Raw genomic sequence first — 15,637 nt, 5'->3', positions numbered from 1 at the left:
GAGGCGCTGACCTGCCCCGTGAGCCCGGTATTGCCAGCATTTCGGAGCTCCGAACGCGCGTCACGACCGCACGCGAGCGCGCAGCACATCGATCCGTGCCTGCAGCTGAGCGACGGTCGCCTGCGCGACACCGGGACCGCCGCACACGCGGCGCAGCTCGGCGTGCACGGCGCCGTGCGGCTCACCGGACTGCCGCGCGTAGAGCCCTACGAGGCTGTTCAGCAGCTGACGCTGCTCTTTCAGCGTGCGGTGCAGTGCCGCCGGCGGCGCATCGGGCGCGGGCGCGTCCGCTGCGGGCTGCTGTGCTTCGCGAACGCGGCGGTGGCGGCTCTGGCGCGCTTGACGCTGGATGAGCAGCTCGTGCACGTGCTCGGGCTCGAGCAGACCCGGAAGGCCGAGGAACTCTTCTTCTTCGGGGGTGCCGGGGACCGCGAGCTGACCGAACTCCTTGCCGTCGTACAGCACCCGGTCGAAGTGGGCGAGCGACCCGAGCGCCTGGTAGGTGAACTCGTACGTGAGGGCGTCCGACGCCGTGTCGCCCTGCTCGGCCGCTTGGAGCAGATCGTCATCGAGCGCCCACTCATCTCCGTCGCTCTCTCGATCCAGCGCATGGTCGCGTTCGACCTCCATCGCGTTCGCGAGGGCCAGCAACTGAGGCACGTTCGGAAGAAAGACGCTCGCCGTCTCTCCGCGACGCCGCGCGCGGACGAAGCGTCCGATCGCCTGCGCGAAGAACAGCGGCGTCGACGCACTCGTGGCGTACACCCCGACGGCCAGGCGCGGCACGTCGACGCCCTCGGACACCATGCGCACAGCGACCATCCAGCGCCGGGTGTTGTTCGCGAACTGCTCGATGCGCGCCGAGGCGCCCTCTTCGTCCGACAGCACGACGGTCGTCTTCTCGCCCGTGATCCGGTCGAGGATGTCGGCGTAGGCGCGGGCAGCGGTCTGGTCGGTCGCGATCACGAGGCCCCCCGCATCGGGGATCTGCTCGCGCACCTCGCTCAGGCGGCGGTCCGCCGAGCGCAGGACGGCGGGGATCCACTCCCCCTCGGGGTCGAGCGCCGTGCGCCACGCCTGGGACGTGACGTCCTTCGTGTTGTCCTGGCCGAGCTGGGCTTCCATCTCGTCGCCCGTCTTCGTGCGCCAGCGCATCTGCCCCGCGTAGACGAGGAAGAGCACGGGCCGCACGACGCCGTCTTCGAGGGCGCGCCGGTAGCCGTAGTTGTAGTCGGTGCGCGAGACGCGGATGCCCTTGTCGTCGGGGTGGTACTCGACGAACGGGATGGGGGCGGTGTCGCTGCGGAACGGGGTGCCGCTCAGCAGCAGTCGCCGCGTCGCACGGCCGTATGCCTCGCGCAGCGCATCGCCCCAGCTGAGCGCGTCGCCGCCGTGGTGCACCTCGTCGAGGATCACCAGCGTGCGCCGGTCGTGGATCAGCCGCTCGTGCACGGACGCCTTCACCGCGACCTGGGCATAGGTCACGGCAACGCCGTGGAACTGGCGCGACGGCAGACCGTGACGGTTGCTGAAGTACGGATCGAGACGGATCGAGACGCGAGCCGCGGCATCCGCCCACTGGGTCTTCAGGTGCTCGGTGGGCGCGACGACGACGATGCGATCGACGATGTCGCGGCGCAGCAGCTCGGAAGCCAGGCGCAGGGCGAACGTCGTCTTGCCGGCACCGGGTGTCGCGGCGGCGAGGAAGTCGCGCGGGCCGCCGCCGGGACCGTCCGGGCCGTCGAGGCCGAAGTACAGGTCGAGTGCCTCGGCCTGCCATGCACGCAGGCGCTGCGCCGTACCCCACGGGGCACGCTGCGGATACGCCGGAGACAGGTGCTCGGCGGCGAAGCTGCCGAAGTGCTCCGGGGCGCCGCTCGCCGCGGGATCGGCGGTCGTGGTCGCTTCGTCCACCGGTCCCCCTTCCGCGAAAACTGCCCTCAGCCGCGGACAGCACGATTGACCACCCTAAACCGTTCGCCCGACATCATCGGTCCACGGGGTACCCTCGAAAGCCTCTACTCCCCAGGAGGAGCGCATGCCGCGCACCGATGCAGACCGAGGCCCGGACGCCCCCCACGTCGAGGCCCACCCCTGGCGGCGCTACGTCGCCGTCGGCGACTCCTTCACCGAGGGAATCGGCGACCCGATCCCCGGAACGGATCAGCACCGCGGCTGGGCCGACCGCGTCGCCGAAGTGCTGGGCTCGCAGGTCGACGATTTCGCGTACGCGAACCTCGCGGTGCGGGGAAAGCTCATCCGGCAGATCGTCGACGACCAGATCGAGCCGGCGATCGCCCTCAAGCCCGACCTCGTGACCTTCTCGGCCGGCGGCAACGACGTCATCCGTCCGGGCTCTGATCCCGACGCCGTCGCAGAGTCGTTCGAAGACGCCGTCGTGCGGCTGTCCGCCAGCGGCGCGAACATCGTCCTCTTCACGGGTATCGACACCAACTTCACGCCCGTCTTCCGCGGCATCCGGGGCAAGGTCGCGATCTACAACGAGAACATCCGCGCGATCGCCGAGCGACACGACTGCATCGTCGCCGACCAGTGGGCGCTGAAAGAAGTGCAGGACATGCGCTTCTTCGACGACGATCGACTGCACTACAACCCGCTCGGGCACCATGAGGTCGCCCGCATGGTGCTGCGCACGCTCAACGTGCCGAACGACCTGCAGCCGATGCAGCCCGATCCCCTGCCCGCCCGCACGTGGCGCGCGGCGCGTGCACACGACCTGGTGTGGGCGCGCGAGTACCTCGTGCCGTGGGTGCTGCGCCGCGTGCGCCACCGGTCATCGGGCGACCATGTGAACGCCAAGCGCCCCGAACCGCTGCCGGTGGTCACCCTCGCGCCCGAAGCGGATGCCGCAGAACCGCGCGACGATCAGGTCTAGCGCCGCAGCTCCCACAACGCCACGGCGCTCGCCGCCGCGACGTTGAGCGAGTCGACCCCGCCCGACATCGGGATCGTCACGAGGGAGTCGGATGCCGCGAGCGCGCGGCGGGACAGCCCGTCGCCCTCCGACCCGAGCAGCAAAGCGACGCGGTCGTGGCCGGCCGCGACGAACGCGTCGAGCGGCACGGCATCGTCGGCGAGCGCGAGCGCGGCGAGGTGGAATCCGGCGTCGTGCAGTTCGCGCTCGGCATCCGCCCACTCGGGCAGCCGTGTCCACGGCACCTGGAACACCGTTCCCATGCTCACCCGCACACTGCGGCGGTAAAGCGGGTCGGCGCACCGCGGGCTGACGAGCACAGCGTCGGCGCCCAGGCCCGCCGCGGCGCGGAAGATCGCGCCGACGTTGGTGTGGTCGACGATGTCCTCGAGCACGACGACGAGCCGCGCGTCGGCGAGGACCTCGCTCATCGGCGGAAGGGGCGGACGGTGCATGGCCGCGAGGGCGCCTCGATGCACGACGTACCCGGTGAGGCTCTCGGCGACCTCGGGTGTGACGATGTAGAGAGGCACGTCCGGATGATCGGCGAGCAGCTCCCGGGCGGCATCCGCCCATTTCTGCTGCACCAGCACCGACCGCGGGCGGTGGCCGGCGGCGAGGGCGCGCGCGATGACCTTCGCGGACTCGGCGATGTAGAGCCCGCCCTCGGGCTCGAGCACGCGCCGCAGGGCGACGTCGGTCAGGTCCCGATAGTCGGCCAGCCGCGGGTCGTCCGCCGTCTCGATCACTGTCGCCACCTTTCCACTATCCCAGCCCGGACACGTGCGGGACGGCCGCACGGTCGATGTGGCGACCTAGACTGCGAGGGCGGGAGGGACGGATGACCGAAACGGATGACGTCGCGCGGGCGGTCGATGTGCTCGCGGGGCACCGCATCGCGGTGCTGACGGGCGCGGGCGTCTCGACGGACTCCGGCATCCCCGACTACCGGGGATCGGGTGCTCCCGTGCGCATCCCCATGACCGTCGACCGATTCCTCGGCGACGAGGCCGACCGCCGCCGATACTGGGTCGGCAGCCACCTCGGGTGGCGCGCGTTCGCCACGGCGCGTCCCAACGCGGGGCACCACGCGATCCGCCGCCTAGAGCAGCGAGGTCTGGCCACCGGCGTCGTGACGCAGAACGTCGACGGCCTGCACGTGCGCGCCGGCAGCCGCCGCGTCGTCGAGCTGCACGGCATGATGCGCCGCGTCGGTTGCACGCACTGCGGCCAGATCTTCGATCGCCGCGACATCGCCGCCCGCGTCGAAGCGGACAACCCCTGGATCACGGTGCCCGACGGCGTCGCCCTCGGCCCCGACGGCGATGTGCTCCCCGAGAGCACGGAGGGCTTCCGCGTGCCCGCGTGCAGCGTGTGCGATGGCATGCTCAAGCCCGACGTCGTCTTCTTCGGCGAGTTCGTGCCGCGCGAGAAGTTCCGCCAAGCCGAGCAGCTCGTGCACACGGGTGACGCCCTGCTCGTGGCCGGATCCTCGCTCGCCGTGAACAGCGGCATCCGCCTCATCGAACGCGCCCGCCGCCAGGACCTGCCCATCGTCATCATCAACCGCGGCTCCACGCGCGCCGACGATCGGGCGACTCTCAAGATCGACGGCAGCGCGAGCCGGATTCTCGAGGCGCTCGCCGCCTCGCTCCCGGACCGCTGAGCGCGGTTAGGCTCGAAGGGTGACGACCCTCATCCTGATGCGCCATGGCGAGACCGACTGGAATCGCGCGCGACGCATCCAGGGGAGCACCGACATCCCGCTCAACGACACCGGCCGTCAGCAGGCTCGCGAGGCCGTCCTGTCGTTGCGCGACCAGCTGAACGGCTCCCCCGTCGTCGTCGTGTCCAGCGACCTCTCGCGCGCGCGGGAGACCGCCGCGATCGTGGCCGACGGGCTCGGCGTCGACCTGTCGCACGCATACCCCGAGCTGCGCGAACGCGCGTATGGCGAGGCCGAGGGCATCGTCACGACGGAGTTCTTCGCACGGTGGGGCGACTGGTACACCGCCGAGGTCCCCGGCGCCGAGTCGCGCGAGGACCTGCGCCTTCGCGCCGTGCTCGGATTGCGTCGGGCGGTGCGTCGGGCACGCCGCGAGACGGCGCCCGCGTCGCCCGCACTCGTGGTCGTCTCGCACGGCGCGCTGATCCGCGAGGTCATCATGCACGCGACGGCGGGCGAGATGCCGCCGTCCGGCGAACGCCTCGCGAACGGCGCGACGTTCTCGTTCCTGCTCGAGCGCGAGCGACTGAGCCTGCGCTCGTACGCCGGCTCACCTCTCGTCTGATCTCTCATCGAGTCGGTCGGCCTCAGTCGGCGCGTCGTAACAGGGCGCGCGCGTGCCGCAGGACGGGCTCGTCGACCATGCGTCCCTCGAACGCGAAGACGCCGCGCTCGGATTCGGCAGCCGCGAGGACCACCCGCGCCCACGTCACCGATTCGGGGTCGGGGCGGTAGGCGTCGCGGATGACGGTGACCTGGCTCGGGTGGATGCACGCCGTGGCGGTGAACCCGGATGCCGCAGCGTCAGCCGCCTCGTCGGCAAGACCTGCCACGTCGGCGATGTCGAGGTGCACCGCGTCGATCGCTCCCTTGCCGCGAGAACCCGCTGCGAGCAGCGTCCGAGCCCTCGCGTGACGGGCGATGTCGCGGTACCGCCCGTCGGCGCGGCGGCTCGAGGTGCCCCCGAGCGAGGCCACGAGGTCTTCGGCGCCCCACATGAGCGCGACGACGTTGTCCAGCGCCGCGATCCGGTCGGCCTGCGCGATGCCCTTCGCCGTCTCGCACAGCGCGATGATCTCGAAGCGCTCGTCCAGGCGCTTGAGCCGCTTGGGCGACTCGGCCTTGGCGATCATGATGCGGCGGTAGTCGGTCTGCGACAGGGTCGCGAGATCAGCGGCGAACTCGTCCGTCTCGGGCGGGTTGACGCGCACGATGACGCGGGCAGGATCCAGATCGGACTCGATCAGCGCACCGCGGGCGGCGGGTTTGGCCGACGGCGAGACGGCGTCCTCGAGATCGAGGATGACGGCATCGGCCCGGTCGAAGGCCTTCGCGTACCGCTCCGGGCGATCGGCAGGGCAGAACAGCAGCGCGGGACCCAGGTCGAATGCGCTCACGCCTGCGACTCCGCGTTCATCCACATGAGCGCGGTGCGCGTGGCCGTCGCGACGATGACCCCGTCCTGATTGCGTCCCGTGTGCCTCATCGTCACGATGCCCTGACCCGGACGCGAGCTCGACGGACGCTTCTCGACGATCTCGGTCTCGCTGTACAGCGTGTCGCCGTGGAACACCGGGGCGGGGAAGGTGATGTCTCCGAGCCCGAGCTGAGCGACGAGCGTGCCCTGCGTGATCTGCCCGACAGAGGCGCCGACCATGGTCGACAACGTCCACATCGAGTTCATGAGACGCTGCCCGAACGGCTGCGACGCGGCGAACGCAGCATCCAGGTGCAGCGCTTGACCGTTCATCGTGAGCGTCGTGAAGAGGACGTTGTCGGCCTCGGACGCCGTGCGGCCCGGGCGGTGGGAGTAGCGGGCGCCCACCTCGAGCTCGTCGACGTAGAGTCCGCGCTGGACGATCTCGTTCACAGGCTCAGGCCATCCCGAGCGAGCGGGCGATGACGAGCAGCTGCACCTCGCTCGTACCCTCGCCGATCTCGAGGATCTTCGAGTCACGGAAGTGCCGTGCGACGGGGTATTCGTTCATGAACCCGTTGCCGCCGAAGATCTGCGTCGCGTCGCGCGCGTTGTCCATCGCCGCATCGCTGGAGGTGAGCTTCGCGATCGCCGCCTCGGTCTTGAAGGGCTTGCCGGCATCGCGCAGGCGTGCCGCGTGGTGCCACGCGAGACGCGCGTTGTGCACGCGCAGCTGCATGCGGGCGATCATGAACTGGATGCTCTGGCGCGTCGCGAGCGGTTCGCCGAAGACCGTGCGCTTGCCCGCGTAGTCGATCGCCGCTTCGAGGCATCCTTCGGCCGCACCGGTCGCGAGCGCGGCGATCGCGATGCGACCTTCGTCGAGGATGTGCAGGAAGTTCGCGAAGCCGCGGCCGCGCTCGCCGATGAGGTTCTCCTCGGGAACGCGGGCGTCCTGGAAGGTCAGCGGGTGCGTGTCGGAGGCGTGCCACCCGACCTTGTCGTAGGCCGGCTCGACCGTGAATCCTTCGGTGCCGTGGGGCACCATGATCGTCGAGATCTCCTTGCGGCCGTTCTGCTCCCCCGTGACCGCCGTGACGGTGACGAAGCGCGTGATGGGCGTGCCGGAGTTCGTGATGAACTGCTTCGCGCCGTTGATGACCCAGTGGCCGTCCTCGAGCCGTGCCGTCGTGCGCGTCGCACCGGCATCCGATCCCGCCTCGGGCTCGGTCAGGCCGAAGCCCGCGAGCGCCTTTCCGGCGAGCAGGTCGGGCAGGAGGGCGTGCTTCTGCTGGTCGGTGCCGAAGCGGTAGATGGGCATGGCACCGAGGCTGACCCCGGCTTCGAGGGTGATCGCGATCGACTGGTCGACGCGCGCGAGTGCCTCGATCGCGAGACCGAGCGCGAAGTAGTCGCCGCCCTGCCCGCCGACCTCTTCGGAGAAGGGCAGACCGAACAGACCCATCTCGCCCATCTGCCGCACGACGTCCATCGAGAGCGTCTTCGTGCGGTCGGCCTCGTAGGCCTGCGGCGCGACGACCTCGTCGGCGAACTCGCGCACGAGGCCGGCGAGTTCGCGCTCGTCATCGGTGAGGTTGTGGTGGTCCATGGTCACTCCTTAGTCTCTGTCTCTGAGCCGGGCTCGGTCTCTGAGACCGTCGAGGGGTCAGCCGTCACGTGTGCGATCACCTGATCGCGGCGCACCTGGTCGCCGGCGGCCACATCCAGGCGCACGATGCCACTGTGCGGCGCCGTGACAGGGTGCTCCATCTTCATCGCCTCGATCGTGACGATGCGATCGCCCGTCTCGACGCGGTCGCCGTCTGCCGCGTGCACCGCGGCGACTGCTCCGGGCATGGGGGCGCGCAGTTCGGGCGCGGTGGCCGCGGCCCCGCGCGCCGTCGCGGCGAGGCGCCGCTCGAGCGCCTCACGGCGCGTCAACGGCAGGAGGCGGTGTGCGACGCCGTCGGCGTGCACCCACGACCATCCGTCGCGGCCGGTCCTCAGCTGCACGCCGTCCGGCAGCGCGCGGCCCAGCGACACGGCGCGCCAGCCGCCGGCTCCGACCGGGATGACGGGATCGGGGTCGGGAACGGGCGCCGAGCGCACGTCGCCGTCCTCGGCCAGCACGGTGACTGTGCGTGCCGGGGCGTTGTCGCCGATCCGCCAGCCCGAGCCCGTGCGCCACAGCGGTGCCGCGGCTCCCTGCTGCCGTCCCGCGAGATGCCGGCCTTCGTCGGCGGTCGCGACGGCGCTCAGCGCGGTGGCCGAGGGCTCGGGTGCCGTGAACGGCGGCATCCGATCGATGAGCCCCGTGTCGAGGTCGCCCGCCTGCACGGCGGGTTCGGCGAGCAGAGCACGCAGGAACGCGATGTTGGTGTCGACCCCGAGCAGGACGGTGTCCGCGAGAGCCGCGTCGAGGCGCGCGAGTGCGTCGGCGCGGTCGACCCCGCACACGATGACCTTCGCGATCATGGGGTCGTAGTCCGAGCCCACGACCGAGCCGCTCTCGACGGCGGAGTCCGTGCGCACGCCGGCCGGGTCTGCGGTCTCCCACAGCAGCACGTCGCCCGTTGCGGGCAGGAACCCGCGCTCAGGGCTCTCGGCGTACACGCGCGCTTCGATCGCGTGGCCGTCGAGGACGACGTCGTCCTGCGCGATCTCCAGGGCGAACCCCGCGGCGATGCGCAGCTGCTGCTCGACGAGGTCGATGCCCGTCACGAGCTCGGTCACGGGGTGCTCGACCTGCAGCCGGGTGTTCATCTCGATGAAGAAGAACTCGTCGGGGCGGTCCCCCGCGACGAGGAACTCGACCGTTCCCGCGCCGCGGTAGTCCACCGACGCTGCGGCAGCACAGGCGGCCGCTCCCAGACGCGCGCGGGTCTCGGCATCGACGATGGGCGACGGCGCTTCTTCGATGACCTTCTGGTGGCGGCGCTGCAACGTGCACTCGCGCTCGCCGAGGTGGATGACCCGCCCCTGGGCGTCGGCCAGCACCTGCACCTCGATGTGCCGCGGTCGCTCGATGAGACGCTCCAGCAGCAGCGTGTCGTCACCGAAAGCCGCCGCGGCGACGCGCCGGGCGGTCGCGAGGGCATCGGGCAGCTCATCGGCGGCTCGGACGATCTGCATCCCCTTGCCACCGCCGCCCGCCGAGGGCTTGATGAGCAGCGGGAAACCGGTCTCTGCCGCAGCCGCCGCGATGGCGTCATCGGTCATGCCGGCTGCGCTGAAGCCGGGCACCGTCGGCACACCGTGCTCGGTGACGTGCTCCTTCGAGCGGATCTTGTCGCCCATGACATCGAGGGCGCGCTCGCCGGGGCCGACGAAGACGATCCCCGCCTCGGCGCACGCGCGGGCGAAGGCGACGTTCTCCGAGAGGAACCCATATCCCGGATGCACGGCCTGCGCGCCCGTCTCGACGGCGGCGCGCACGACGGCGTCGATGTTCAGATACGACGCGGATGCCGCGGCGGAGCCGATGCGCACGGCCTCATCGGCTTCACGCACGTGCGGGGCGTCGGCGTCGGCGTCGCTGTAGACGGCGACGGAGCGGATGCCGAGGCGCCGGAGCGTGCGGATGACGCGGCGGGCGATCTCGCCGCGGTTGGCGACGAGGACGGTGTCGAACCCGTCGGCGAACTCTGGGACCGCGTCGGAATCGGTGTTCATCATGGTCACATCCGGAAGACGCCGAAGCGCGGTTCGGGGAGCGGCGTGCGCGACACGACGTCGAGCGCGAGCCCCAGCAGGTCACGGGTATCGGCGGGATCGACGATGCCGTCGTCCCACAGTCGTGCGGTCGCGTAGTACGGGCTGCCTTGGCGCTCGTACTGCTCGCGGATGGGCGCCTCGAAGTCGCTCTGCGCATCGGCGGACCACTCTTCGCCGCGCCCCTCGATCTGGTCCCGCTTGACGGTCGAGAGGACGGATGCCGCCTGCGGCCCACCCATGACCGAGATGCGGCTCGCGGGCCACGTCCACAGGAAGCGCGGGGAGTAGGCGCGTCCGCACATCGAGTAGTTGCCGGCGCCGAACGAGCCGCCGATGACGACCGTGAGCTTGGGCACGCGCGTCGTCGCGACGGCGGTCACCATCTTGGCGCCGTCCTTCGCGATGCCACCGGCCTCGGCGTCTCGCCCGACCATGAAGCCCGAGATGTTCTGCAGGAACAGCAGCGGAATGCCGCGCTGGTCGCACAGCTCGATGAAGTGGGCGCCCTTCTGCGCGGACTCGCCGAACAGCACGCCGTTGTTGGCGACGATGCCGATCGGGTGCCCGTGCAGCCGCGCGAATCCCGTCACGAGGGTCTCGCCGTACGCGCGCTTGAACTCGTGGAACTCGCTGCGGTCGACGAGGCGCGCGATGACCTCGCGCACGTCGTAGGGCTGGTTGACGTCGACGGGCACGACACCGTAGAGGTCGGACGGGTCGACGGCGGGGTCGGCCGCGGGCTGTACGTCCCAGGCCGGCTCCGCCGGCGGCGGCAGCGTCGCGACGATGTCGCGGACGATCTGCAGCGCGTGCTCGTCGTCTTCGGCGAGGTGGTCGACGACGCCCGACCGCATGGCGTGCAGTTCGCCGCCGCCGAGCTCTTCGGCCGTGACGATCTCGCCGATCGCGGCCTTCACGAGGGGTGGCCCGCCGAGGAAGATCGTGCCCTGGTTGCGCACGATGACCGTCTCATCGCTCATCGCCGGCACGTAGGCGCCACCGGCGGTGCACGAGCCCATGACCGCGGCGATCTGCGGAACACCCGCGGCGGACATGCGCGCCTGGTTGAAGAAGATGCGCCCGAAGTGGTCGCGATCGGGGAATACCTCGTCCTGCATGGGCAGGAAGGCGCCGCCCGAGTCGACGAGGTAGATGCACGGCAGGTGGTTCTCCAGGGCGATCTCCTGCGCGCGCAGGTGCTTCTTGACCGTCATCGGGTAGTAGGTGCCGCCCTTGACCGTCGCGTCGTTGCACACGACCATGACGTGTCGCCCGTGCACGAGGCCGATGCCCGCGATGACGCCCGCTGCGGGGGCATCCCCGCCGTAGAGCCCCTCGGCGGCCAGCGCGCTCACCTCGAGGAACGGACTGCCTTCGTCGAGCAGTCGCGCGACGCGCTCGCGAGGAAGCAGCTTGCCCCGTGCGACGTGGCGCTCCCGCGAGGCTTCCGGTCCCCCGAGCGCGGTAGCGGCCAGCCGGGCGCGCAGCTCTTGTGCGAGGTCTTCCTGTGCTTCGCGCGTTCGAGTGAACGTCTCGTCCGCGACGACCTCGGTTTCGAGTGTGGTCATGTCATCTCCGTCGACGTCACGATCGGATCACGCTTCGAACGGCATAGGATCCGAACTGGTTAGTGTTCACTAACCGGGCTCTTAGGTTAGCGAGGGTTAACTGAAATGACAAGTGGTGTCACGGATCGCGAACGCGCGAAAGCCGACCGTCACGCCGCCCTGCTGCACGAAGCCGCGCGGCTCTTCGCGGAAAGCGGCTACACCGGTGTCAGTCTCGAGGACATCGGCGCCGCGGTCGGGGTGAGCGGACCCGCCGTCTACCGGCACTTCCTCAACAAGCAGGCCCTTCTCGCCGCGATCCTCGTGCGCGTGAGCGAGCGGCTGCTCTCGGGCGGTCGCGCCGTGCTGGCCGAGAAAGAGCTCCCGGCCGAGCGGCTCGCGGGCCTCGTCCGCTTCCACGTGGACTTCGCACTCGCCGACGCCGACGTCATCCGTGTGCAGGACCGTGATCTCGCGAGTCTCGCCGACGACGATCGACACACCGTCCGCCGGTTGCAGCGCGAGTACGTCGAGCTGTGGATCGGCGTGCTGTCGGATCTGCATCCCGACCGCGAACCGAGCGACCTGCGCGTACGCGCGCACGCGTGCTTCGGCCTCATCAACTCGACCCCGCACAGCGTGCGAGGCCTCCGCCAGGCACCCGATGCACCGCACATCCGGGGCATCCTGGAGTCCATGGCGATCGCGGCGCTCAGCGCCTGACCCGGCGAACGACGAAGCCCGCCCGATCATCTCGGGCGGGCTTCATCATCACCGTCAACGCAGAAGCATCGCGCGTCCGGGTTCGCGCAGTACGGCGGCCACGTCGGCGAGGAACTTCGAGCCCTGTTCCCCATCGACGAGACGGTGATCGAACGACAGCGCGAGCGTCATGACATCGCGCAGGGCGATCTCGCCGCGGTACTCCCACGGCTGACGGCGTACCGCGCCGATTGCCAGGATGCCGGCTTCACCGGGGTTGAGGATCGGAGTGCCGGCATCCACACCGAACACACCGACGTTCGTGATCGAGAACGTCCCGCCCATCATCTCGGCGGGCGAGGTCTTGCCCGCCCGGGCCGTTTCAGCGAGCGCACGGATGGCGTCGGCCATCTCGGTGAGCGACAGGTCCTGCGCGTCGCGGATGTTCGGCACGACCAGACCACGGCCCGTCGCTGCAGCGATCCCGAGGTTGACGTAGTGGTGCTGGACGATCTCGCCCGCTGCGTCGTCCCACTTCGAGTTCAGCTCGGGGTGCGCGCCGAGCGCGAGGCACACGGCCTTGGCCGCGACCGTGAGAACACCGATGCGGTGGTCCTGCAGACGGCGGTCGGCCTTGAGCGAGGCGATCAGCTCGCTCGTCGCCGTCACGTCGACCGTGAGGAACGTCGTGACGTGCGGTGCCGTGAAAGCGCTCTGCACCATGGCAGCCGCCGTGTGCTTGCGGACTCCGCGGATCGGGATGCGCGTCGTGCGCTCCCCCGGCTCACGGGCGGGCGCAGCCTGCGTGGGCGCCGTGGTCGCGGACGCGGCCGGCGCGGCGCCGACGCGGGCGGCGTAGGCCTCGACGTCTTCACGCGTGATGATGCCGGTTGCGCCGCTGGCCTCGACGAGGGCGAGGTCGACGGCGAGCTTCTTCGCGAGCATGCGCACGGGCGGGGTCGACCGCGGCCGCTCGAGCGGACGCTCGATGACCTCGTGCGAGTGGACGGCGTCGTGCGGTGCGGCCTCGAGCACTGCCGTGTCGGCGGGCTCCTTCCGTCCGCCGGTGGCCGCGCGTGAGCGCCGCTGCGGGCGACTCGACGAGCGGGGGGCCGCACCGTAGCCGACGAGGTTCGGCGGGGCTTTCTCGCCGGCATCCTCCGCCTCGGCGGGGGCGGATGCCGCCGCCTCGGGCGTAGCGGCCTGCCCCTCGAGCTGGAACGAGATGAGCACCGCGCCGACCTCGACGACATCGCCTGCCGCGGCGTGGAGGTTCTGCACGATGCCGGCGTGGGGGCTCGGCAATTCGACGACGGCCTTCGCGGTCTCGACCTCGGCGATCGTCTGGTTGAGGGCGACGGTGTCCCCCTCGGCGACCAGCCACTGGACGAGCTCGGCCTCGGGCAGTCCTTCGCCGAGGTCGGGAAGACGGAAGTCCTGGATCACAGCTCGACTCCCGTCAGGCTGTTCGGGCGGTCAAGGACGCGGTCGACGGCGTCGAGGATGCGATCGAGGTCAGGCACGTGGTTCTTCTCGAGCTTGGCGGGCGGGTAGGGGATGTCATGGCCCGTGACACGGGCCGGTGCTGCCTCGAGGTGGTTGAAGCAGCGCTCGGTGACGCTCGCGATGAGCTCGGCACCCACGCCGGCTTCGCGCGCGGCCTCGTGCGTCACGACGACGCGGCCCGTCTTACGGACGGATGCCGTCACGGTGCGGTAGTCGACAGGCGAAAGCGAGCGCAGATCGATGACCTCGATCGACAGTCCGTCGTCTTCAGCGGCCATCGCCGCATCGAGTGCGACCGGCACCTGGGCGCCGTAGGTCAGGATCGTCACATCGCTGCCTTCGCGCGCGACCCGGGCAAGGCCCATCGGCGGGGCGTCGGCCAGGTCGGTGTCGAAGTCGACCTCGCCCTTCGTGTGGTAGAGCCGCTTCGGCTCGAAGTAGACGACCGGGTCATCGCTCGCGATGGCCTGGCGCAGCATGACGTGCGCGTCCTGCGGGTTCGAGACCGCGACGACGCGCAGCCCCGAGGTGTGCACGAAGTACGCCTCGGGCGACTCCGAGTGGTGCTCGGCAGCACCGACGCCACCGGCCCAGGGGATGCGGATCGTGATCGGCATCTTGACGTTGCCGCGCGTGCGGTAGTGCAGCTTGGCGACCTGGCAGACGATCTGGTCGAAGGCCGGGTAGACGAACCCGTCGAACTGGATCTCGACGACGGGACGGTAGCCGCGGAACGCCAGTCCCACGGCGGCGCCCATGATGCCGGACTCGGCGAGCGGCGTGTCGATGACGCGCTGCGCGCCGAACTCATCGATCAGGCCGTCGGTGATGCGGAACACCCCGCCGAGCTTGCCGATGTCCTCGCCCATGAGCAGGACCTTCGGGTCGTCGGCCATGGCGCGCCGCAGACCTTCGTTGATCGCTTTGACCATCGTGAGCTGAGTCATCGTGCCGTCTCCTCGGTGTCGAAACCGGCCAGGTACGAACCGAACCATTCGCGCTGCTCTGCGAGCCCCGTGTGCGGCTCGGCGTAGACGTCGTCGAGCGCCTCGATCGCGGGGCGCGTCACGGCGCCGAGCGTCGCGGCGCGCACCTCGGCGCCGAGCGCGTCGGCGTCGGCGGCGACCTGGGCGGCGAACGCGTCGTCGAAGGCGCCCTCGGCACGCAGGAGCGCCTCGATGCGCGCGATCGGGTCGCGGTGGCGCCAGCGCTCGACCTCTTGCTTGTCGCGGTAGCGCGTCGGGTCATCCGAGGTGGTGTGCGGGCCGATCCGGTACGTGACGGCCTCGATGAACGCGGGCCCGTTGCCCTGGCGGGCGTTGTCGATCGCCCAGCGCATCGCGGCGAGGCACGCGAGCACATCGTTGCCGTCGACCCGCATGCTGGGGATGCCGAAGCCCGGCGCGCGTCCGGCAATCGGGAACTTCGCCTGCACCGTGACGGGCTCAGAGATCGCCCACTGGTTGTTCGTGCAGACGAAGACGACGGGAGAGCGGAACGACGAGGCGAAGACCATCGCCTCGTTGACATCGCCCTGGCTGGTGGCTCCGTCGCCGAAGTACGCCGCCGAGACCTGGTCGGTGCCGTCGCGCTGGATGCCCATCGCGTAGCCCACGGCGTGCAGTGCCTGCGCGCCGATGATGATCTGCGGCGTGGCCGTGTTGATGTCGTAGGGGTTGTACGTCGAGTGCGACTCGCCGCGCCACGCGAGCACGAAGTCTGCGGGCTTGGCGCCGCGCACGAAGTTCACGCCGATCTCGCGGTAGCTCGGGAAGACGAAATCGTCGGCCCGGAACGCGCGGGCCGTGCCGACTTGCGTGGCCTCCTGGCCCTGGCAGGGTGCCCACAGGCCCAACTGCCCCTGGCGCTGCAGGGCGACGCCCTCGGTGTCCACGCGACGCACGAGCACCATGTCGCGGTAGAGCCCGCGCAGTGCGTCGGCGTCGATGTCGGCCACCCAGCGCTCCAGCTCGGGGTCGGAGATCCGCTCGCCCTCGGGTGTCACGAGCCGCGCGACGTCGTCGACGTCGGTGGCCAGCTCGGCGGTCGGTGTCAGGGTGTGCGTCATCGTCATCCCTCCTCGGGAGCCG

At 70.5% G+C, this 15,637-nt stretch carries 14 protein-coding genes; 4 read left to right on the top strand and 10 right to left on the bottom strand.

Translation table 11 applies throughout. The features are described 5' to 3' along the window. Window positions 1-60: 60 nt before the first annotated feature. Window positions 61-1,914: a DEAD/DEAH box helicase gene (locus tag AC25YV_RS06610; protein ID WP_488123047.1), complete on the bottom strand. Its 1,854-nt coding sequence runs from the start codon at window positions 1,912-1,914 to the stop codon at window positions 61-63. A gap of 124 nt (window positions 1,915-2,038) precedes the next feature. Between AC25YV_RS06610 and AC25YV_RS06605 the strand changes: the two genes are divergently transcribed. Further along, the gene (locus tag AC25YV_RS06605) at window positions 2,039-2,896 is read left to right on the top strand and encodes an SGNH/GDSL hydrolase family protein (RefSeq protein WP_488123046.1); all 858 of its coding nucleotides are present in this window, start codon (window positions 2,039-2,041) and stop codon (window positions 2,894-2,896) included. Here AC25YV_RS06605 and AC25YV_RS06600 read toward each other — a convergent pair. Then, the gene (locus AC25YV_RS06600) at window positions 2,893-3,693 is read right to left on the bottom strand and encodes a TrmH family RNA methyltransferase (protein WP_488123045.1); all 801 of its coding nucleotides are present in this window, start codon (window positions 3,691-3,693) and stop codon (window positions 2,893-2,895) included. The two genes, AC25YV_RS06605 and AC25YV_RS06600, sit on opposite strands and share 4 nt — an antisense overlap. An 83-nt stretch (window positions 3,694-3,776) precedes the next feature. Here AC25YV_RS06600 and AC25YV_RS06595 point away from each other — a divergent pair, with 83 nt between their 5' ends. Together AC25YV_RS06595 and AC25YV_RS06590 are read left to right on the top strand one after the other, a co-directional pair. After that, entirely contained in the window at window positions 3,777-4,601 is an 825-nt protein-coding gene (locus tag AC25YV_RS06595) for a Sir2 family NAD-dependent protein deacetylase (RefSeq protein ID WP_488123044.1), read from the top strand. A 19-nt stretch (window positions 4,602-4,620) separates the two neighbouring features. Beyond that, complete coding sequence (locus tag AC25YV_RS06590; protein WP_488123043.1) at window positions 4,621-5,226, top strand: histidine phosphatase family protein; 606 nt, start codon at window positions 4,621-4,623, stop codon at window positions 5,224-5,226. Between the two features lie 22 nt (window positions 5,227-5,248). On the opposite strand, the gene AC25YV_RS06585 is transcribed toward AC25YV_RS06590, so the two are convergent. From AC25YV_RS06585 to AC25YV_RS06565, 5 genes are read right to left on the bottom strand one after another with little or no spacing between them, the layout of a single operon-like run. Then, window positions 5,249-6,058 (bottom strand): HpcH/HpaI aldolase/citrate lyase family protein, encoded by an 810-nt coding sequence (locus AC25YV_RS06585; RefSeq protein ID WP_488123042.1) that lies wholly within the window; start codon window positions 6,056-6,058, stop codon window positions 5,249-5,251. Beyond that, the gene (locus AC25YV_RS06580) at window positions 6,055-6,531 is read right to left on the bottom strand and encodes a MaoC family dehydratase (protein WP_488123041.1); all 477 of its coding nucleotides are present in this window, start codon (window positions 6,529-6,531) and stop codon (window positions 6,055-6,057) included. Before AC25YV_RS06580 ends, AC25YV_RS06585 begins: the two co-directional genes overlap by 4 nt. Window positions 6,532-6,535: 4 nt before the next feature. After that, window positions 6,536-7,687 carry an acyl-CoA dehydrogenase family protein gene (locus AC25YV_RS06575; protein WP_488123040.1) on the bottom strand — a complete coding sequence of 384 codons (1,152 nt, stop codon included), beginning with the start codon at window positions 7,685-7,687 and terminating at the stop codon, window positions 6,536-6,538. Window positions 7,688-7,689: 2 nt separating this feature from the next. After that, on the bottom strand, window positions 7,690-9,750 hold the full coding sequence (locus AC25YV_RS06570) for an acetyl/propionyl/methylcrotonyl-CoA carboxylase subunit alpha (RefSeq protein WP_488123426.1): 2,061 nt from the start codon (window positions 9,748-9,750) through the stop codon (window positions 7,690-7,692). Between the two features lie 5 nt (window positions 9,751-9,755). Then, on the bottom strand, window positions 9,756-11,360 hold the full coding sequence (locus tag AC25YV_RS06565) for a carboxyl transferase domain-containing protein (RefSeq protein WP_488123039.1): 1,605 nt from the start codon (window positions 11,358-11,360) through the stop codon (window positions 9,756-9,758). 105 nt (window positions 11,361-11,465) lie between these two features. Between AC25YV_RS06565 and AC25YV_RS06560 the strand changes: the two genes are divergently transcribed. Next, window positions 11,466-12,062: an SACE_7040 family transcriptional regulator gene (locus tag AC25YV_RS06560; RefSeq protein WP_488123038.1), complete on the top strand. Its 597-nt coding sequence runs from the start codon at window positions 11,466-11,468 to the stop codon at window positions 12,060-12,062. A gap of 54 nt (window positions 12,063-12,116) precedes the next feature. Here the strand turns inward: AC25YV_RS06560 and AC25YV_RS06555 are convergent, their stop codons facing one another. The 3 genes from AC25YV_RS06555 to pdhA are packed head-to-tail and all read right to left on the bottom strand — an operon-like array spanning window position 12,117 to window position 15,621. Beyond that, window positions 12,117-13,487: a dihydrolipoamide acetyltransferase family protein gene (locus tag AC25YV_RS06555; RefSeq protein ID WP_488123037.1), complete on the bottom strand. Its 1,371-nt coding sequence runs from the start codon at window positions 13,485-13,487 to the stop codon at window positions 12,117-12,119. Next, on the bottom strand, window positions 13,484-14,494 hold the full coding sequence (locus AC25YV_RS06550; RefSeq protein WP_488123036.1) for an alpha-ketoacid dehydrogenase subunit beta: 1,011 nt from the start codon (window positions 14,492-14,494) through the stop codon (window positions 13,484-13,486). Before AC25YV_RS06550 ends, AC25YV_RS06555 begins: the two co-directional genes overlap by 4 nt. After that, window positions 14,491-15,621, bottom strand: coding sequence for a pyruvate dehydrogenase (acetyl-transferring) E1 component subunit alpha (gene pdhA / locus AC25YV_RS06545; RefSeq protein ID WP_488123035.1), 1,131 nt, complete (start codon window positions 15,619-15,621; stop codon window positions 14,491-14,493). Before pdhA ends, AC25YV_RS06550 begins: the two co-directional genes overlap by 4 nt. Window positions 15,622-15,637 lie beyond the last annotated feature (16 nt).

It is taken from the genome of Microbacterium sp. Y832, from assembly GCF_057669765.1.
This window is presented reverse-complemented; position numbering and strand designations above follow the sequence as displayed.